At 61.6% G+C, this 19973-nt stretch carries 12 protein-coding genes and 1 pseudogene; 4 read left to right on the forward strand and 9 right to left on the reverse strand.

All coding sequences use genetic code 11. The annotated features are described in order from the left end of the window. Positions 1–2 precede the first annotated feature (2 nt). From bamE to PSCI_RS11100, 6 genes are all read right to left on the reverse strand, one after another. Entirely contained in the window at positions 3–257 is a 255-nt protein-coding gene (gene bamE, locus PSCI_RS11075) for an outer membrane protein assembly factor BamE domain-containing protein (protein WP_045486415.1), read from the reverse strand. Positions 258–376: 119 nt separating this feature from the next. Further along, positions 377–979, reverse strand: a complete 603-nt coding sequence (locus PSCI_RS11080; RefSeq protein WP_045486416.1) for a DUF924 family protein — start codon at positions 977–979, stop codon at positions 377–379. 3 nt (positions 980–982) lie between these two features. Beyond that, complete coding sequence (locus PSCI_RS11085; RefSeq protein WP_045486418.1) at positions 983–1993, reverse strand: class 1 fructose-bisphosphatase; 1011 nt, start codon at positions 1991–1993, stop codon at positions 983–985. A gap of 149 nt (positions 1994–2142) precedes the next feature. Then, positions 2143–3498 carry a DUF3999 domain-containing protein gene (locus tag PSCI_RS11090; RefSeq protein ID WP_045494135.1) on the reverse strand — a complete coding sequence of 452 codons (1356 nt, stop codon included), beginning with the start codon at positions 3496–3498 and terminating at the stop codon, positions 2143–2145. Between the two features lie 28 nt (positions 3499–3526). Further along, positions 3527–6343 (reverse strand): DUF2339 domain-containing protein, encoded by a 2817-nt coding sequence (locus PSCI_RS11095; protein ID WP_045486420.1) that lies wholly within the window; start codon positions 6341–6343, stop codon positions 3527–3529. 132 nt (positions 6344–6475) lie between these two features. Next, positions 6476–8926, reverse strand: coding sequence for a glycogen/starch/alpha-glucan phosphorylase (locus PSCI_RS11100; RefSeq protein ID WP_045486423.1), 2451 nt, complete (start codon positions 8924–8926; stop codon positions 6476–6478). A gap of 400 nt (positions 8927–9326) precedes the next feature. Here PSCI_RS11100 and pip point away from each other — a divergent pair, with 400 nt between their 5' ends. The 4 genes from pip to mdoH all read left to right on the forward strand — a co-directional run bounded on the left by pip (position 9327) and on the right by mdoH (position 15548). Next, the gene (gene pip, locus PSCI_RS11110; RefSeq protein ID WP_045486429.1) at positions 9327–10298 is read left to right on the forward strand and encodes a prolyl aminopeptidase; all 972 of its coding nucleotides are present in this window, start codon (positions 9327–9329) and stop codon (positions 10296–10298) included. Positions 10299–10359: 61 nt separating this feature from the next. After that, positions 10360–10797, forward strand: coding sequence for a D-aminoacyl-tRNA deacylase (gene dtd / locus PSCI_RS11115; protein ID WP_045486432.1), 438 nt, complete (start codon positions 10360–10362; stop codon positions 10795–10797). Between the two features lie 259 nt (positions 10798–11056). After that, a complete protein-coding gene (locus PSCI_RS11120; RefSeq protein ID WP_269451205.1) occupies positions 11057–12973 on the forward strand; it encodes a glucan biosynthesis protein G in 1917 nt (638 codons plus the stop codon). Beyond that, positions 12966–15548 (forward strand): glucans biosynthesis glucosyltransferase MdoH, encoded by a 2583-nt coding sequence (gene mdoH, locus PSCI_RS11125; RefSeq protein WP_045486435.1) that lies wholly within the window; start codon positions 12966–12968, stop codon positions 15546–15548. The genes PSCI_RS11120 and mdoH overlap by 8 nt, the downstream gene beginning before the upstream one ends. Positions 15549–15865: 317 nt before the next feature. Here mdoH and PSCI_RS30135 read toward each other — a convergent pair whose 3' ends face one another. The 3 genes and pseudogenes from PSCI_RS30135 to PSCI_RS11135 all read right to left on the reverse strand — a co-directional run bounded on the left by PSCI_RS30135 (position 15866) and on the right by PSCI_RS11135 (position 19795). After that, positions 15866–16738, reverse strand: coding sequence for a methyl-accepting chemotaxis protein (locus PSCI_RS30135; protein WP_373568464.1), 873 nt, complete (start codon positions 16736–16738; stop codon positions 15866–15868). Continuing rightward, positions 16724–17806, reverse strand: a pseudogene (locus PSCI_RS30140) (methyl-accepting chemotaxis protein); the annotation flags it as partial. The pseudogene PSCI_RS30140 and the gene PSCI_RS30135, both read right to left, overlap by 15 nt. Before the next feature lie 153 nt (positions 17807–17959). Continuing rightward, a complete protein-coding gene (locus tag PSCI_RS11135) occupies positions 17960–19795 on the reverse strand; it encodes a methyl-accepting chemotaxis protein (RefSeq protein ID WP_442965468.1) in 1836 nt (611 codons plus the stop codon). Positions 19796–19973: the final 178 nt, after the last annotated feature.

Raw genomic sequence — 19973 nt, forward strand, 5'->3', positions numbered from 1 at the left:
ACTCAATTCAGGCCCTGGCCAGAGAACATCAGCACCTTGTCACCGGCGTACTGCACGCTGATAAAGGTTTTCTCGTTACCCCAGGTGCAACTGGACATGCCCAGTGCGCCAGAGCATTCGGTCGGCTTGCCAAGCAGGTCTTCGACCTGGGCTTTTTGCATGCCTGACGACAGTTTCGAGTAGTTTTCCTGATTGATCTTGTTGCACGCGCCAAGAAAGACCAGCGATGCCAGCAAGGCAATGTAACGCAGAGGCATGAACGAGAGCTCCTGAAAGATGTGGGCCGGTATTCGAGCGATACCGTGCCACGAACTTTGATGAGCGAAATGCTCTCAGGTTCCCGACCATTGAAACGATTTGTGACGCAGGTTTACATTTAGAAACTTGAACCCGATGTCTTCAGGAAGGCGATTTCCTCAGCGGTGCTGGTCCGGCCAAGCACGGCATTGCGATGCGGGAAGCGACCAAAGCGCTCAACGATCCGCTGATGGCGCTCGGCGTAGTCCAGGCTCTGGCGCAAATAGGCGCGGTCGGCATCGGATGCCGTCTGCAACAGGCTGGTAAAGCAAGCTACCGCCTGATTCTGGTCGTCAAGGTTTTCGCTGTGCTCCAACACCAGGTAGGCGAAGCTGCGGTGCACGGGGGACAGCTTAAGGTCATGGCCTTGCCTGAGACCTTCATGCAAAAGTGCCTGGGCGCGGGCATCGCCGCTCCAGGCACGAGGGGTGTCGCGGTAGATCATGCGCGGCAACTGGTCGAGCAGCAGGATCGTGCCCAGCCAACCCTGCGGGTCATTGAGCCAGTGTTCCTGGCCACCCTCGAGGGCCTGTTGCACCAGATCACCGAAGCGCTCGTGCGCCTCGGTGTCGTTAGCCTTGCGTTTACCGAACCACAGCGTGTTCCTGGCGCTGGCGGTCTCGCCGGCCGATTCGAAATCGCCGAACCACCAGTCCAGCAACGCCTGCCAAGGAGCTGGCATGGCTTATTGCTGGTGGTAACCGGTAACGCGCGCCACTTCCTCTTTGGAACCGAGGAATACCGCAACGCGCTCGTGCAGGCCTTCAGGCTGAATGTCGAGGATCCGTTGCTTGCCGTTGGTCGAAGCGCCGCCGGCCTGTTCGATGAGGAACGACATCGGGTTGGCTTCGTACATCAGGCGCAATTTGCCGGGCTTGGATGGCTCGCGCGAATCACGCGGGTACATGAACAGGCCGCCACGGGTCAGAATGCGGTGTACATCGGCGACCATCGCCGCGACCCAGCGCATGTTGTAGTTCTTTTGCAGCGGGCCTTCTTCGCCAGCCAGCAGCTCGTCCACGTAGCGTTTTACCGGGGCTTCCCAGTGGCGCTGGTTGGACATGTTGATGGCAAATTCCTGGGTGGACTCAGGAATGCTGATGTCTTCGTGGGTCAGCACGAAGCTGCCCATCTCGCGGTCCAGCGTGAAGCCCTTGACGCCGTCGCCCAAGGTCAGGACCAGCATGGTCTGTGGGCCGTAGATCGCGTAACCGGCGGCAACCTGCTGCGAACCTGGCTGCAGGAAAGCTTTTTCGTTCAGTGCTTCGTTCTGGCTCAGGTATTCGTTAGGGCAGCGCAGAACCGAGAAAATGGTGCCGACCGGGGCATTGATGTCAATGTTCGACGAGCCGTCCAGCGGGTCGAAAACCAGCAGGTAGGCGCCTTTGGGGTATTTGCCGGGGATCTGGTAGGCGTTGTCCATTTCTTCGGAGGCCATGCCGGCCAGGTGACCGCCCCATTCGTTGGCTTCAAGCAGGATCTCGTTGGAGATCACGTCGAGCTTCTTCTGGACCTCGCCTTGCACGTTTTCGGTGCCTTCACTGCCCAGCACGCCGCCCAGGGCGCCTTTGGACACCGCGTGGCTGATCTCTTTGCACGCACGCGCCACCACTTCGATCAGGAAACGCAGATCGGCAGGAGTGTTGTTGCTGCGGGTCTGCTCAATCAGATAGCGACTCAGGGTAACGCGGGACATGGATAGCTCCGAAACAGGGGGGAGTAAAAAACCCGCGCAGTTTAGCGCGAGTCGCAAGGTAATACTGCCCTGTCAGACCGGATCTGCAGGGGCTGGTTCATGTGTGGGCAAAGCGTAGCCGCAAAAACGGCTGCCAGAGGCGCCGCATATCAGGGTCTGGAGCGCATGGCGCGCAGCGTGCTCCAGGCCATCCAGGCGAGGATGAGTGCACCGAGCAGCAGAACGCCCCACAGGCCCAGACGTTTGTAGTCAGGGCCGGGCGCCGCTACAGGCAGTGGCGCGCTCAGGTCGGGCACCTTGGCGGCTACCGGCGCGGCCTTGCCCAGAGTGGCCAGGGTCTGCGGGTTGAGTTCAGGAATCAGTGTGGTCAGCGGCAGGTTGGCCGCGGTGGCGGTCGGGTTGCCGATGGCCAGGGTGAACGGGCCTTTGTCGCGGGCCAGAAACACCACTTGGGTCGCCTGCATTGCAAAGCGCAGTTTCGGCACCTGGTCGCCCAGGCCACCGCCGCGTTCGTCCACGTCCAGTTTCAATTGCCGCACCGTCTGGCCGTCGAGCTGGATTTCGTTTTGCACGACGTCCTGGCCGTTCTGGGTCAGGCGATACAGCAGGCTGCTGCCGAGCAGTTGCCAAGGCTGGCTGGCATCCAGGCGGCCATACAAGGTGCCCGGCGCCAGGCTGTTGGGCTGCTCGATGTCGATGCTGACCCGCTGCAACGGCAGGCTGACCGGTAATTGCCAGAGGTATTGGCCCGGCTGGGCCAGGCTGCCGCCAACCGGTGGCGACCAGCTCAGCGGCAGTGCCGGGCTTTCCGGGCGGGCGCTGACCACATGGGCGGCGGTCAGGGTCGGGGCGTTCTGGGCCGATGACCAGAGCAGGCGCAAATAGCGGGCGTTCAGGCCGGGCAAGCCGACCTCGCGTTGCTCGACCACCTCATCTGCGAACGACAGGCGCGCCACCCGGCCTTCGCCCCACGGCTGCCAGCTTTGCAGGTCGTCACTGGCCTCAATGCTGAATTGCTGAAAACCTTCGCGCTCGGTGCTCCAGTCAATGATCAACTGCTCCAGCGGTGCCTGGACGGTGCTGGTATCGAGCAACCAGCCACGCAGCACCTCTTCGCCCGCTTCAATGGCACCCAGCGGCTGGACTTCGATCAGGGCGCCGGTGCTGGAGCGTTCGATACGAATCCCCGGTGCGCTGTCGCTGGCTTCTGCGGTGCTGTACAGCGGAAACCATTTCACTGCAATCGGCTCTGCTTCAGTTTCGATCACCGCAGCGTCGCGAGTGAAGGCATAGGCCATGGCCTGACCTTGCGCATTGAATACCCGCAGATCGCCCAGATTGGCCTGGCGGGCATTGAGCTGTACGGCCAGTGGCAATTGCAGCTTGTACCACGGGCCTTCGCCGCTCACGGTCAGCGGCGTCTGGCTGGCGAAATCGGCCAGTTTGTCCTGGGCGTGGGCGTTGATCGCCGCGCACCAGACCATGCCCAGTGCGGCGATTTTCATCATCAGCGGACGGCTCAAGCAGTGTTCCTCACGGTTTTGCCGGGTCTTGCAGGGGGTGATGACCGGGCTCGTCGCCGATTTTTATGACAGAAGATTTCGGCGGTAGTGGTGCGAAATATCCCACTACCAATAGCAATATGCCAACACCTATGAACGAAACAATCCGCTCCAGCGAGCCGCGATCGCTCAGTTCGACAAAGAATAGCTTGATCACCACCAGGCCAATCAACGCTGCGCCGGCCAGCCATACCTCGCGGCGTGCCTTAAGGTGTCCGCCGATCATCAAGGCCAGGGCCATCAGGGTCCAGACGATCGACAGGCCTGCCTGCACACGCATGGAATCCAGCAAGGCAGCGGTATCCCAGGCCACATCGCTCCAGTGGTGGCCGGTGCGCATCACCATCGCCGTGAGCAGGGCGAATAACGAGCTGCCAGCGACCAGTGCTGCCAATTGGCTCGACCTGGCCGGGGCGATGCCAAACGCCGGCAGGTGTCTGTGCAGCCACAGCACGATGCCGCCGCAGGCCAGTAACAGACCGATCTCCAGCGGGTTGAGTAGCGGAATGTATGGCAGGGGCGCGGCGCTGCCATCACTGAGCGCATTGGCCAGCCAGAACCACAGCAGCATCAGCGCTGCCAATGGCGCGCCAGCCCATTGACGGTAGGCGCGCGGCCGCTCGGCCACAGGCCACGGCCAGTTGCGCTGCGCCGCCATGGCCCAGAGATACAGGCTCGGCAACAGCGCCCAGCCCAGCCAGCGCCAGGCATTGCGTTGCTCGGCCAGTTGCAGCAGCAGGTAGCGCAGTTCCATGGCCAATACGCCCAATATCACCCAACAGCCCAAGGCATGGGCGCCATCCTGTACCCAGTCGGGCAACTGATCGGCCAGACGACGCAGGCTCAGCAGGTGCACGGCAATGACCGCGAGCCAGGCGAACCAGCCACCATGGTCGGCCGGATGGTAGTCATTGGCCAACGCGCCGAGCAGCAGCAGGGCGCTGACCGGCATCAAGGCGCAGCACAGCAAGGCCAGCCCCGGCCAGCGCAGGCGGGCAGACACTAGCGTCCAGAGCAGCACGCTGACGGCTGCGGCCAGCAGCAGCCAGGTCAGTTGCCAGGTTTGGGGGGCAAAACGCAGCACCGCCGTGCCCAGTGAACACGCCCACCAAGCGCCGCTCCAGGTCAGCAATACAATGCCCAGGGTCAGCGGGTCGATCCGCAACGCAGTGCGCAGATGCCAGGCGCACCAGGCACTGCTCAAGCCGGCCAGGGCGAGCAGCATCGGGGTCCAGAAATCCAGGCTGGCCGCCGCTTGCAGCAGGTAGCTGTCACTGAGTTGGGCGCTGAACACCAGGCCGGCGGCCAGTTGCAGCAACAAACCAAAGCCGCGGGCCAGCAACCGCTGCTGGCGCAGGCCCAGCCAGAATACTGCCGCGCCTTCGATTGCCCAGGCGGCGGTCGTCCATTGCGCATCCAGGCCCAGCGGGATCGCCAGCGTGGCAAACACCACGCCCAGGGCCAGGCAGGCTTCCAGCAACAACCGGGTTTGCCCGGTGGCGCGACTGGCCAGCAGGCGGGCGATGCCCATGTACACCAGACCCAGCACCAGCGCGCTGAAGGCTGCGCCGAACTGCAGGTGTTCAACGATTGCGTATTGCAGGCCAAAGCCGACCAGCGGTGTGCCGAACAGCAGGCTGCCATCGACGTAGTCACTTTGCCGGGCAGCCCAGCGCAGCTGTGCTGCGGGGCTGTCATGCGCAGTTGGCTGCGGCGCTTGTAACGGTTTGCGTCGGGCAAATAGCAAGCCGATGGCCAGGTACATCAAGAAGAACAGCACCAGGAACGGCTCGGTGCTCCAGAACAGGGCAGGGGTGTATGTGTTGAGCCCCCAGGCAAATCCGATGCCGAAGGTGCCGATGAAGCCGATCAGGTTCAGCAGTCGCCAGGCCTTGAACCAGGCAATGGCAAAAATACCGGTATTGAGCAGGGCAAAGTAACTGAACAGCGCCACATGGCTGCCTTGCCCGGTTGATGCCAGCAAGGGCGCGGCAAAACCGCCGAGGGTTGCGGCGCAGGCCAGCGCCAGCGAGTCCTGGGCCACCGCCAGAATCGCCGAGCAGGCCATGATGATTACCAGCAGGGCGAACCCCAGGGTCGGGTCCAGCAGCGGATGCAGTTTCATTGCTGCGAACACCGTCAGGTACAACACGGCGACCCCGGTGCCTTGCAGCATCAGGGCAAATCCCGGATTACGGCCGCGCAGCCACCAGCCCAGGCCCAGCAAGGCCAGGGCGCTGGCCGCGACCCCGGCATAGCGCGCCTCGATCGGCACCACCATGCCTTCGGTGGCATAGCGCAACAGAAAGGCCAGGCCAAGAAACAACAGCACCACCCCGACCCGCAACACGGTATTGCCGCCAAGCAGCCAGTCGCGCGCTGCGCCCAAAGCCCGTTCGAACAGGTTTGGAGCATGCTGGCCAGGCTGCCAGGCATCGGCTTGCGGGGTGTTTTGCGCCGCCATGGGCGGCAGCTCCCAGACCAGTTCGGGTTCTGGATGGAGTTCGGCTTGTGGCGGCGGGCTCGGAACAGAGGCGGCAGCAGCCTGGCCGCTAAGGCCGGCAGGCGCGGTCTGCTCCAGCCGCTGCTGCAGCGTTTGCAGGTCCTTTTGCACCGTATTGAGCAGCTGGGCCTGGGCATCGGTCTGCCGGCCCAGTTCACGCAAGCGCAAACCTTGCCAGACCAGCCAGCCAAGCAGTGCACCGAAGGCCGTGCCGGCTTCAGAGTCTGGATAACTGAGGAAGTAGCCCAGCGCCGCTGCGCCGAAGACCAGAACGAACCATGGCACGTGATGACATCCTTTTCGGCCGGTTTAACAGCAACAAGGGTAAGTATATTGGCCGGTTGGACACATCAAGAAAGGAAAAATTTCGGGGGCGCTGCAAGTGGCCGTGGGGGCGGGCGCCCCCACGGCAAACGGTCAGTCCAGTGCCTTCCAGATCTCGGTGGCGTATTCACGAATGGTCCGGTCCGAAGAGAACCAGCCCATGCGTGCGGTGTTGAGCACCGCCGAGCGCCACCACTTCTTCGAGTCGTGCCAGGTTTCTTCGACCTTGAGCTGGGCATTCCAGTAAGAGTCGAAGTCGGCGCAGACCAGGAAGCGGTCATAGGCCAGCAGTTGATCGACCAGGCCGACGTAGCGGTTCGGGTCATCGGGTGAGAAGACTCCGCCGCGAATCGCTTGCAGCACATCACCCAGGCGTGGCGAGGCTGTCACGTCAGGATGGGCACTGAAGTCGCCGCTGCGCTTGCGTGATTCAACCTGCTGCGAACTCATGCCGAAAATGAACATGTGCTCCAGGCCGACCTGTTCGCTCATCTCCACGTTGGCGCCGTCCAGGGTGCCGATGGTCAGTGCGCCGTTGAGGCCGAATTTCATGTTGCTGGTGCCCGAAGCTTCCAGGCCGGCGGTGGAGATTTGCTCCGACAGGTCGGCCGCCGGGATGATGCTTTCGGCCAGGCTGACGTTGTAGTTGGGCAGGAACACCACCTTGAGCAGACCGCGCACGGTCGGGTCGTTGTTCACAGTACGGGCGATGTCGTTGGTCAGCTTGATGATCAGCTTGGCCGAGTGATAGCTGGCCGCTGCCTTGCCGGCGAAGATCTTTACCCGCGGTACCCAGTCAGTACCGGGTTCGGCACGGATTGCCTGGTACAGCGCCACGGTGTGGAACAGGTTGAGCAATTGGCGCTTGTACTCGTGGATCCGTTTGACCTGAACGTCGAACATCGCCGCCGGGTTGACGGCAATGCCCAGGCGATCCTGGATGATCGCCGCCAGGGCGCGTTTGTTATGCAGGCGCTGGTCAGCGAACTGCTTGCGCAGCGAGCTTTTCTCGGCAAACGGCTCAAGGTCGATCAGCCGGGTTTCAGCGTTGTCCAGCACGTCCTCGCCCAGGGTCTCGACCAGAATCCGGGTCAGGCGTGGGTTGGACTGGAACAGCCAGCGGCGGAAGGTGATGCCGTTGGTTTTGTTGTTGATGCGCTCGGGGTACAGCTTGTGCAAGTCGGCGAACACGGTTTTGCGCATCAATTGGGTGTGCAACGCCGAAACGCCGTTGATGCTGTGCGAGCCGAGGAACGCCAGGTTGCCCATGCGTACCCGGCGGCCATTGTCTTCTTCGATCAACGAGACGGCGCGCAGCACGTCGAAATCATGGATGCCCTTGGCGCGCAGGTCGTCGATGTGCTGGGCGTTGATCAGGTAGATGATCTGCATGTGGCGCGGCAGCATGCGCTCCATCAGGCCTACTGACCAGGTTTCCAGTGCTTCAGGCAGCAAGGTGTGGTTGGTGTAGGACAGGGTGTTGACGGTGATCTTCCAGGCCTGGTCCCAGGCGATGCCGTGGGTGTCGATCAACTGGCGCATCAGCTCGGCCACCGCGATGGACGGGTGGGTGTCGTTCATCTGGATCGACGCATGATCGGCCAGGTCGGTCAGCGTGGCGTGCATGTTCAGGTGGCGGCGCAGCAGGTCTTGCAGCGACGCCGAAACGAAGAAGTACTCCTGACGCAGGCGCAATTCCTGGCCCGCTTCAGTGGCATCGTTCGGGTACAGCACGCGGGAAATACTCTCGGCACGCACCACCTCGGCTACCGCGCCAAAGTGATCGCCGGCATTGAAACGCTCCAGGTGCAGGTCTTCCATGGCCCGGGCGCGCCACAGGCGCAAGGTGTTGACGCTGGCGCCGCGCCAGCCGACCACCGGGGTGTCGTAGGCAATCGCGCGCACGGTTTCGCCGGGCCGCCAGACCTGATGGGTTTCACCATCCTCGCCCGGTACGGTTTCGACGTAGCCGCCGAAGCCGACAGGGTAGACCACTTCAGGGCGCTCGAACTCCCAGGGGTTACCGAAGTCCAGCCAGTTTTCGGTCTGCTCCTGTTGCCAGCCATCGACCACGGCCTGACGGAACAGGCCGTGTTCGTAGCGGATGCCGTAGCCATGCCCGGCAATGCCGAGGGTCGACATGCTCTCCATGAAGCAGGCGGCCAGACGGCCCAGGCCGCCATTGCCCAGCGCGGCATCCGGTTCGAGCAGACGAATACGCTCGATGTCCACACCCAGTTCGGTCAGCGCCTCGCGGGCCACTTCCAGCAGACCCAGATTGCTCAGGCTGTCGTAAAGCAGGCGGCCGATCAGGAACTCCAGCGACAGGTAATACACCCGTTTCTGAACCTTGCGGTAGATCTGCCGGGTATGGTCCATCCAGTGTTCGACCATATGGTCGCGGGCAGCCAGGGCTACCGCTTCGAACCAGTCATGCTCAAACGCATGGTCAGGGTCCTTGCCCACTGCATAGGTGAGTTTGGCGAGAACAGCGGCGCGGAATGCGGCCACTTCAGCGTCGCGAACAAGTGGTTCCTGAGACATCTTTACGACCTCAAGCTATCAGACGAGTGAAGGTTCAACGGCCCCGCTAAGAACGGCCTGCGTTGCCATCGCTGCGTTAAAAACAGGCTCACACTGCTCATTTACACCCCGTAAACTCCGCTTGCTCGCCTGTTTTTGCCTTGCGCTGGCTGTCTCGCTCACGTTTTTAGAGGCGCCCTCAAGTTATTTGACTGTAGGCGTGTCGCCGGTTATTTCCTGAAAAAATCGCAATCAATAAAAAACCGCATGGGGTCTCTGACCGGAGCTGCGCGCTCTGGTTCGCACGCTTGGCGTTCAGAAACGGACGATCATCAACGTGCAGCATGCTGATGACTCGTTTCGGGTTTATGATGACCTCGGCAGTATTGATGACGCCCTCGAACCGGAACATGGAGCCGCTATGCAGACTTTGTACCCACAGATCAAACCTTACGCCCGGCATGATCTGGCCGTGGAAGATCCGCATGTGCTCTATGTCGATGAAAGTGGTTCGCCCGAGGGGCTGCCGGTGGTGTTCATTCATGGCGGGCCGGGGGCTGGCTGCGATGCGGCAAGCCGCTGTTATTTCGACCCGACCCTGTACCGCATTATCACCTTTGACCAGCGCGGCTGTGGCCGCTCGACGCCGCACGCGAGCCTGGAAAACAACACCACCGCGCATCTGATCGAAGACCTGGAGCGCATTCGCCTGCATTTGGGTATCGAAAAATGGGTGCTGTTCGGCGGCTCATGGGGCTCGACCCTGGCCCTGGCCTATGCCCAGGCGCACCCCGAAAGCGTGCACGCGTTGATCCTGCGTGGCATATTTTTGTGCCGCCCGCAGGAGATTCAGTGGTTTTACCAGTCCGGTGCCAGCCGGCTGTTCCCCGACTACTGGCAGGATTACCTGGCCCCGATCCCGGTCGAAGAGCGGCATGACCTGTTGGGCGCCTATTACAAACGCCTGACCGGCAGCGACCAGATCGCCCAGATGCACGCGGCCAAGGCCTGGTCTGGCTGGGAAGGACGCACCGCCACCTTGCGGCCCAATCCGCAGGTGGTCGAGCGCTTCAGCGAGCCGCAGCGGGCGCTGTCGATTGCCCGCATCGAGTCGCACTATTTCGTTAACAATGCGTTTCTGGAAGACAACCAGTTGCTGCGCGACATGCACAAGATTGCCCATCTGCCGGGGATCATCATTCATGGCCGCTACGATGTGATTTGTCCGCTGGACAACGCCTGGGACCTGCATCAGGCCTGGCCGGGCAGTGAACTGCAAATCATCCGCGAGGCCGGCCACGCCGCCGCCGAGCCGGGTATCACTGATGCACTGGTACGGGCCGCGGCGCAGATCGCCCGCCAGTTGCTGGATCTGGCGCCTGAAGAGGCCTGATCTGTCTGGCCGGCCCGGTGTCTGCGGCTCGGCCATCCTCTCTCTGTGTTAAGGATGCTTGATGAAAGGCTTGCTACAGCGCGTGCGTGGCGCGCGTGTTGAAGTAGAGGGTGAAGTGGTCGGGGCTATCGACCAGGGCCTGCTGGTTCTGGTGGGGGTAGAGCCGCAAGACACGCCGGCCAGTGCCGACAAGATGCTCCACAAGCTGCTGAACTACCGGGTATTCAGCGATGCCGACGGCAAGATGAACCTGTCTCTGCGCGACGTGCAGGGCGGTCTGTTGCTGGTTTCCCAGTTCACTCTGGCGGCTGATACCCGCAGCGGTTTGCGTCCGGGTTTCTCCAAAGCAGCGCCGCCGGCTCTCGGGGCCGAACTTTTCGACTATCTTCTGCAACAGGCAAAAACGGTTCATCCAAGAGTCGAGTCCGGGCGTTTCGGAGCTGACATGCAAGTTCACCTGACCAACGACGGTCCTGTGACTTTCCTGTTCGAGACCTGAAAAAAGCGCTCAAACGCTGCGTCCTGTATCGATTGGGTAACCAAGCAATAAAAACTTTGTCACACCTGATGCGTTGTGGCGCGCGCTACAGGATAATCGCGCGCTAAATGGCCATCATTGGTGGCCTGTCGGACGGTCGGGCAAATAAACCTTCGGCAGCGATTTGGGGAATCATTGGCCCCTTTCGCAGTCGGAACAATGCTCGCCAACCGGCACTGGATAGCTGGCCGTTGGTTTTTTCATCTGTTTTCGGCGAGGGTTGCTCGTGATCGTTAGTCCCTGTAATGCTCCAAAAAAACCTGTAACGCGGCTGCGTGGCGCGTTGATGGCTGGCACTGCCATGCTTTGCCTGCTTGGCTCAGGCCAGCTATGGGCATTCAATCTTGATGATGTGGCGGTAAAGGCCAAGGAATTGGCCGGGCAGAAGTTTGAAGCTCCGAAGAGCAACCTGCCGGGCGAGTTCCGTGAGATGAAATTCGCGGACTACCAGAAAATCCGTTTCCGCGAAGACAAGGCCGAGTGGGCGGGCGAAAAGATTCCGTTCAAGCTGTCGTTCTATCATCAGGGCATGCATTTCGACACGCCGGTGAAGATCAACGAAGTCACCGCTACCACGGTCGAGGAGATCAAGTACGATCCTTCGCGGTTCGATTTCGGCGAACTGAAGTTCGACCCCAAGGCGACCGAGAAACTCGGCTACGCCGGTTTTCGCGTGCTGTATCCGATCAACAAGGATGACAAGCTCGACGAAATCATGACCATGCTGGGCGCCAGCTACTTCCGCGTGATCGGCAAGGACCAGGTCTATGGCCTGTCGGCCCGTGGTCTGGCCATCGATACTGCCGTATCGTCCGGCGAAGAATTCCCTCGCTTCAAGGAATACTGGATCGAAAAGCCGGGTGCAGACGACAACCACCTGGTGATCTACGCGCTGCTCGACTCGCCGCGTGCCACCGGTGCCTATCAGTTCATCCTGCGTCCTGGCAGCGGCAGCCGCGTCGACGTCCGCTCGCGGGTGTTCCTGCGCGACAAGGTCACCAAGCTTGGTGTGGCGCCGTTGACCAGCATGTTCCTGTTCGGCACCCATCAGCCGCCGCGCATGTCCAACTACCGTCGAGAGCTGCACGACTCCAGCGGTCTGTCGATCCAGGCAGCCAATGGTGAGTGGGTATGGCGTCCGTTGAATAACCCCAAACACCTCGCTGTGAGCAGTTTCTCGGTGGAAAACCCGCGTGGTTTCGGCCTGCTGCAACGCGGTCGTGACTTCAGCCAGTACGAAGACCTCGACGATCGCTACGACAAGCGTCCAAGTGCCTGGATCGAACCGCGTGGCGACTGGGGCAAGGGCGTGGTCGAGCTGATCGAGATCCCGACTGCCGACGAGACCAACGACAACATTGTGGCGTTCTGGAAGCCTGACACTTTGCCGGCTCCGGGTGAGCCGATGGAGTTCAACTACCGGATCCACTGGACCAAGGATGAAAACGCCATCCACTCGCCAGATCTGGGCTGGGTCAAGCAGACCCTGCGTTCTCTGGGTGATGTGCGTCAGGCCAACCTGATTCGCCAGCCTGACGGCAGCATTGCCTTCCAGGTCGACTTTGTCGGTCCTGTATTGGCTGCGCAGCCAGAAGACAAGACCATTCGCAGCCAAGTGACCACCGATGAAAACACCGAGCTGGTCGAAAACACCCTGCGTTACAACCCGGTCACCAAAGGCTACCGCCTGAGCCTGAGGATCAAGGTCAAGGACGCCAGCCGTCCGGTCGAGATGCGTGCCTACCTGCTGCGTGAAGTTCCAGCAGAGCCAGGCAAGGAGCCAGCGGTGCTGGTGGCCAATGAAGAGAAGAAGGCTGCTGCCAAGTCGCCTGCCAAAGACGCGGTCAAAGACGACAAAGCGGTGGTCAAGGCTGAAGCGGTCAAAGCGGCCGAAGTCGCCAAGGCCGATGCAGGCAAACCTGAAGCGGCCAAGCCTGAAGCAGGCAAGGCCGAGGCCGCCAAGCCTGAGGCTGGCAAGCCTGAAGTGGCCAAGGCTGAAGCAGGTAAAGATGCCGATGCCACCAACAAAGACGCCCAGCAGCCTGCTGCCGAGGCTGCGCCCACCCTTCCAGAACCGGCCAAGACTCTGCAAGTCCTGACCGAGACCTGGAGCTACCAGTTGCCTAGCGATGAGTAATTCCGTTCCAGTGCCAGAGTCGCTCAACGAGTACCTGGCACACCTGCCAATGAGTGACGAGCAGCGCGCCGAACTGGCCGGCTGCACGTCTTTCTCCGAACTGCACCGGCGCCTGTCGGCGCAGCCTGGCAGTGCATCCGACGAGGCCGCCCAGGCCTCGGTGGGCACCCGCCTGGCGTTGTCGACTGCTGACGAACTGCGCGAAGCCGAACTGCTCGATGTCGATGCCAACGGCCGGATCCGCCTCAAGGTGGCGCCGCCGATCAAGCGTACCCGGGTCGTGCCGGAGCCATGGCGCACCAATATTCTGGTGCGTGGCTGGCGGCGGCTGACTGGCAAGACCAATCCGCCCAAGCCGGACTACAGCGATCTGCCGCGGGACTTGCCCAAGTCGCGCTGGCGTACCGTAGGCTCGATTCGTCGCTATATCCTGCTGCTGCTGATGCTCGGCCAGACCGCCGTGGCGGGCTGGTACATGAAGGGCATCCTGCCGTACCAGGGCTGGTCACTGGTGTCGCTGGACGAGATCACCCGCCAGACCTTCGTGCAGACCGCCATGCAGGTGCTGCCGTATGCCTTGCAGACCACCATCCTGCTGATGTTCGGCATTCTGTTCTGCTGGGTGTCGGCCGGTTTCTGGACCGCTCTGATGGGCTTTCTGGAACTGCTGACCGGGCGCGACAAGTACCGGATCTCCGGAGCCAGTGCGGGTAACGAGCCGATTGAACCCGGTGCCCGCACCGCGCTGGTGATGCCGATCTGTAACGAAGACGTACCACGGGTGTTTGCCGGCCTGCGTGCGACCTTCGAGTCGGTGGCTGCCACCGGCGACCTGGATCGCTTCGATTTCTTCGTCCTCAGCGATACCAACGACACCGACATCGCCGTGGCCGAGCAACAGGCCTGGCTTGACGTGTGCCGCGAAACCAATGGCTTCGGCAAGATCTTCTATCGCCGTCGCCGTCGCCGCGTGAAACGCAAGAGCGGTAACCTGGACGACTTCTGCCGCCGTTGGGGCAGCGACTACCGCTACATGGTAGTGCTCGACGCCGACAGCGTGATGAGTGGCGAGTGTCTGACCAGCCTGGTGCGCCTGATGGAAGCCACGCCGGACGCCGGGATTATCCAGACCGCGCCGAAGGCGTCGGGCATGGACACGCTGTACGCGCGTCTGCAACAGTTCGCCACCCGCGTCTACGGCCCGCTGTTCACCGCCGGCCTGCACTTCTGGCAACTGGGTGAATCCCATTACTGGGGACACAATGCGATCATTCGCATGAAGCCGTTCATCGAGCACTGCGCCCTGGCGCCATTGCCCGGTAAAGGTGCGTTCGCCGGTGCGATTCTGTCCCATGACTTCGTTGAAGCAGCGCTGATGCGCCGTGCCGGCTGGGGCGTGTGGATTGCCTATGACCTGCCGGGCAGCTACGAAGAATTGCCGCCCAACCTGCTCGACGAGCTCAAGCGTGATCGACGCTGGTGTCACGGCAACCTGATGAACTTCCGCCTGTTTCTGGTCAAGGGGATGCACCCGGTCCACCGTGCGGTGTTCCTCACCGGGGTGATGTCGTACCTGTCAGCGCCGTTGTGGTTTCTGTTTCTGGTGCTGTCCACCGCGCTGCTGGCGGTCAACACCCTGATGGAACCGACCTACTTCCTGGAGCCGCGCCAGCTGTACCCGTTGTGGCCACAGTGGCACCCGGAAAAAGCCATCGCCCTGTTCTCGACGACCATCGTGCTGCTGTTCCTGCCCAAGCTGCTCAGTGTGATCCTGATCTGGGCTCAGGGCGCCAAGTCGTTCGGTGGCAAGTTCAAGGTCACGGTGTCGATGTTCGTCGAGATGCTGTTCTCGATGCTGCTGGCACCGGTGCGCATGCTGTTTCATACCCGCTTCGTACTGGCCGCGTTCCTCGGCTGGGCAGCGACCTGGAACTCACCGCAGCGTGACGACGACTCCACACCATGGTCCGAGGCCATCAAGCGTCACGGTCCGCAGACCCTGTTGGGGGTGTTGTGGACCGCTCTGGTGGCCTGGCTGAACCCGAGCTTTCTGTGGTGGCTGGCGCCTATCGTGGTGTCGCTGATGCTGTCGATTCCCGTCTCGGTGATTTCCAGCCGTACCGGCCTGGGCCTGAAGGCGCGTGACGAGAAGCTGTTCCTGATTCCTGAGGAGTACGACACGCCACAGGAACTGATCTCCACTGATCAGTACACCCACGAGAACCGCTGGCATGCCCTTAATGACGGCTTCGTTCGGGCCGTGGTCGATCCGCAGCAGAACGCCCTGGCCTGTGCCATGGCCACCTCACGACACCGTGAGGCTGCGCCTATCGAGGCCTTGCGCGTCGAGCGGGTGGAGCAGGCGTTGCAGGCCGGGCCAGAGAAGCTTGGTAATCATGAGCGGTTGATGCTGCTCAGTGACCCGGTCGCTCTGTCGCGCCTGCACGAGCAAGTGTGGAGCCAGCGGCATCCTGAGTGGCTGGCGGCCTGGCACGCGTCCATCGACGCCGACCCGCATGCGCCGTTGTTGCCGTTGCAACCGGTCAGGCCTGAACCGGTACCGGTGCCGGCCTGATGCGCGAGGCAGCACATTTGCTGTGAATGTAATGCCGCCTTCACGAGCAAGCTCGTTCCCACTGTATTTCAGATCAGGATTGGGTGGGAGCGACCTTGGTCGCGAAGACGGCGGCAAAGTCGCAGCAGATACTGTGACTTTACCGGCTTCTTCGCGGGCAGAGTCCCCCTCCCACTGGGTCCGCAGTGCTTATCTGAACAGTAAGCGGCTAAAGCGGATCGTCGTTCGGCCGCTCCTACCGGGTATCCCTTCCCGATCAATGGTTTGTGATCTTGTTTGATAAGGACGTCAGTCGCCTGCCGGCCAGCCTCGCATAATCAAACCTTGAAACGGCTCACCAGTTCCTTGAGCCGGGTGCCCAGCCGCGCCAGTTCAATGCTCGAGGAGGCCGTCTGTTCGCTGGCCGTGGCGGTCTGCTCCGAGATCTCGCGCACATTAACCACGCTGCGGTTGATCTGTTCGGCCACTGCACTCTGCTGCTCACTGGCGGTGGCGATCTGGCGGTTCATGTCCTGGATGCCGGTGACGGTGCGGGTGATTTGCTCAAGCGCAGCGCCCGCCCGGCGGCTCAGTTCGACGCTTTGCTCGGTCAGGCTGCGGCTGTTGTCCAGGGTGCTGACCACCTGCTGCGTGCCGCTTTGCAGGGCGGCGATCAACTCTTCGATTTCTTCGGTGGACTGTTGGGTGCGTTGCGCCAGGCTTCGAACTTCGTCGGCCACCACAGCAAACCCGCGTCCTGCTTCGCCGGCACGAGCGGCCTCGATAGCGGCGTTGAGGGCGAGCAGGTTGGTCTGCTGTGACACCGACTTGATCACATCCAGAACGCCAGCAATCTTGTCACTCTCCTGGCGCAGGCGATTCATTGCCTGGGTGGAGTTGAGCATTTCCTGGGACAGCTGCTCTATCTGGCCGATGGCTTCGCCCACCACCCGATCGCCATCGCGGGCTTGCTGGTCAGCCTGAACCGCCGCGTTCGAGGCCTGTTGGGCGCTGCTGGCCACTTCCAGTACGGTGGCGGCCATCTGGTTGATGGCGGTGGCGACCTGGTCGGTTTCGGTCTTCTGGCTGTTGACCCCGGCGCTGGTCTGCTCAGTGACTGCCGACAGTTGCTCGGCGGCGCTGGACAGTTGGTTGACGCCATCGCCGATGCCGCTGAGCAGCCCGCGCAGGTTCTCGGTCATGTCTTGCATGCTGCGTTGCAACTGGCCCAGCTCATCATTGCGCTCAACGATCAGATTGCGGCTCAGGTCACCCTGGGCGATACGCCCGGCGGCCGCCAGGGTCTGGCGCAACGGCACGATGATCTGCCGGGTCATCACCCAGGCTGCCAGCAATCCCATACCCATTGCCAGCACGGCGACCCCGGTAAGCGCGGTGCGCGAGCGGCTGGCCTGATCATCGCGCTGTGCGCCTTGCTGGCTGATGAGCTCGGCCACCGATTCGAGCATCTGGTCGCCGAGGCTTTCCATGGCCTCCTGACTTTGCTCGACCCCCGCCTGCGCATCGCGAAAACGCCCCAGTTGTTCCTTGTACTGTTGCAGCGCTTCTGCAGCTGGCTTGAGCGCTTGCAGATTGTCTTCGGCTTGCTCGCGGGCAATCTCCTGAACCTCCTTGAGCGCTTCGTCGATCGCCGTTACGGCGGCGTGTTCATCTTCCTGTTTGGCGCTGAAGGTGTAGGCCTGGACCTGAAAGCGGGCCAGCTGGATCTGCTGCTTGAGCTGCGCCAGATTGGTGAACTCTTCCAGACGCTCGGCGTTGTCCTGTTCCTGGCTCAGTGACTTGAGCACCTCGGTTTCCACCTGGCCAACAGCGGCGACGGCCTGCGCCGACTGCTGCACCAGCTTCTGGCTGGTCTGGTCGCGCATCTGACGTTGCAGGCTCAGCTCGGCGAAGGTCTTCTCCAGGCTGGCGATGATCCGGCTTTGTGTCGTCAGCAGGTCAAGGCTCTGCGGGCTTTCGACCTCCTTGCGCAGCACACCCAGATGGCTTTCCAGTTCGTTGAGGCGTTTTTCAACGCGAGCAGCGCTCTGCGGGGTGCTTTCTTCACGGAAGATGATCCGCTCGGCACGCAGGTCCTTGGTCAGGTTGCTGAGCTGGCCGATGGACGAGATCGCCTCGGACCGTTCGATCATGTTGTCCAGGCCGTGCCAGCCGGTGAGGGTGATGGCCAGGGTCAAGGCCAGGACCAGGCCGAAACCCAGGGTGAGTTTGACTCTGACGCTCAGGTTGTCGAGCGTGCGGTTGATCAATGCAAACATCGGGAAGCTCCTGCGCTATTGAATGCGTCATGAGCGCATCGGCAGGAGTCGGGGAGAGTCGACCTGAACCGGTCGTAGGACATTTCTGAACGGTTGCAGAGGGTGATGCAGTTAACACAAGCGCGGCCTGCCGCGCTTGTGATACGGGGCACGTCAGACGATAAAGCGGCTGACCAGAGTCTGCAGATGGTTGCCCAGACGGGCCAGTTCGACGCTGGAAGCGGCGGTTTCTTCGCTGGCGGCCGAGGTCTGCTGGGAAATATCGCTGACGTTGATCACGCTGCGATTGATCTCATCGGCGGTGGCGCTCTGCTGTTCTGCGGCGGCGGCGATCTGCTGGTTCATCGACTGGATGGCCGAGACCGTACGGGTGATGCTTTCCAGCGAAACCCCTGCGCGGCGGGTCAGCTCCACGCTGCTGCCGGTCAGGCTCAGACCGCTGTCGATGATGCTCGACACCTGCGCAGTACCGTTTTGCAGGCTGGCAATCAGCGCTTCAATTTCTTCGGTGGACTTCTGGGTGCGTTGCGCCAGGCTGCGCACCTCATCGGCCACCACGGCAAAGCCGCGCCCGGCCTCGCCCGCCCGCGCCGCTTCAATGGCGGCGTTGAGGGCCAGCAGGTTGGTTTGTTCGGCCACCGACTTGATCACGTCCAGCACGCTGCCGATCTTGTCGCTTTCCTGCTTGAGGTCACTCATCGCCTGAGTCGAGTTGCCCATGGCCGAGGCCAGGCGTTCGATTTGTTGAATCGCCTCGTTGACCACCTTGTCGCCTTCGCGTGCCTGCAGGTCAGCCGCCTTGGCCGCTTCGGAGGCTTCTTCGGCGTTGCGCGCCACTTCTTGTACCGTCGCGGTCATCTCGTGCATGGCCGTCGCCACCTGGTCGGTTTCGACCTTCTGGCTGTTGACCCCGGCGCTGGTCTGCTCGGTCACCGCTGACAGCTCTTCGGCGGCGCTGGCAATCTGGGTCACACCGTCACGGATACCGCCGACCAGATCACGCAGGTTGAGGGTCATGCGCTGGATGCTGGCTTGCAGTTTGCCGAGTTCGTCGCCACGATCGATTTTCAGGTCATGGCTCAGATCGCCGGAGGCGACACGCTCGACCACCTTGAGAGTGTCCTCAAGTGGTTTGGTGATTTGCCGGGTGATGATCCAGGCGGCCAGAATGCTGAGCAGCACCGCCACCAGAGTTGCCAGGCTGATCGTCACCAGCGCCTTTTGACTTTCCGCATCGCGGCTGGCTTTCTGGTTCTGAATCAGTTCATCACTGGTTTTGACCAGCGTCTCGCCCAGTGGCGTCATCCGCTCAAGCGCTGCGTTGGCTGCGCCATGTGCATCGCGGTACTGACCGACAGCGGCGCGGTAGCCTTTGAGGCCTTCCTGTGCCGCTTGCAGGGTGGGCAGGAACGATGCAGGAATGTCGCCAGCCAGGCTGTTGATGCCGACCATGGCCTCATCAATGGCCGCGTTGGCGTTCTTTTCGAATTCGGCCCTGCCGCTATAGGTATAACCACGTACCTGAAAACGCGCCTGCTGCAGCAGCTTGCTGACCCCGACAATATTGTTGAAGGCCAGAATATCGTCGCCCTTGAGCAACTCAGCTTCGAGTTTGCCAATTTCGGCCACGGCTTTATCGGCACTGTCGCCCATCAAACTACGCGTACCTTCACGGGTCGTAATGGCACGGCTCATGTCTGTGAACGCCTGGCGATAATCACTGGCGGCCTTGATCTGGGTCTCCAGGCGGCGGTGATTTTCTGGCGTCCTGATCATGCTCTTGGCGACCAGCAATCCTGCATCGAGTCGGTCCAGGGCATCGCTGACATTTTTCGCCGCTTCAGGGCTGACCCTGGCTTCATATTGCTGACGCAGGATGCGCAGTTCGAGGGTCTGCTGGTTGACGTCATTGATTGCGGCAACCCGATCGCTGCGGGCGATCAGGGACTGGATGCTGCTCCAGCCGACGCTGCTGATTGCCAGTGCCATCAATACAACCAGACTAAACCCTATAGTCAGCTTCAGGCGAACACTGGCGTTAGCGAGACTTTCAGTAAACCAGCGAGGCATGGCGGCTCCTTGTAGGATGTATCAACGCGAAACGTCCTACTGCATCGGCCTGTGTTGTTAAAACTGAAGCGTTCAGTCAGCAAAATGACAGTTGGCA

It is taken from the genome of Pseudomonas sp. StFLB209, assembly GCF_000829415.1.
Classification (GTDB): Bacteria; Pseudomonadota; Gammaproteobacteria; order Pseudomonadales; family Pseudomonadaceae; genus Aquipseudomonas.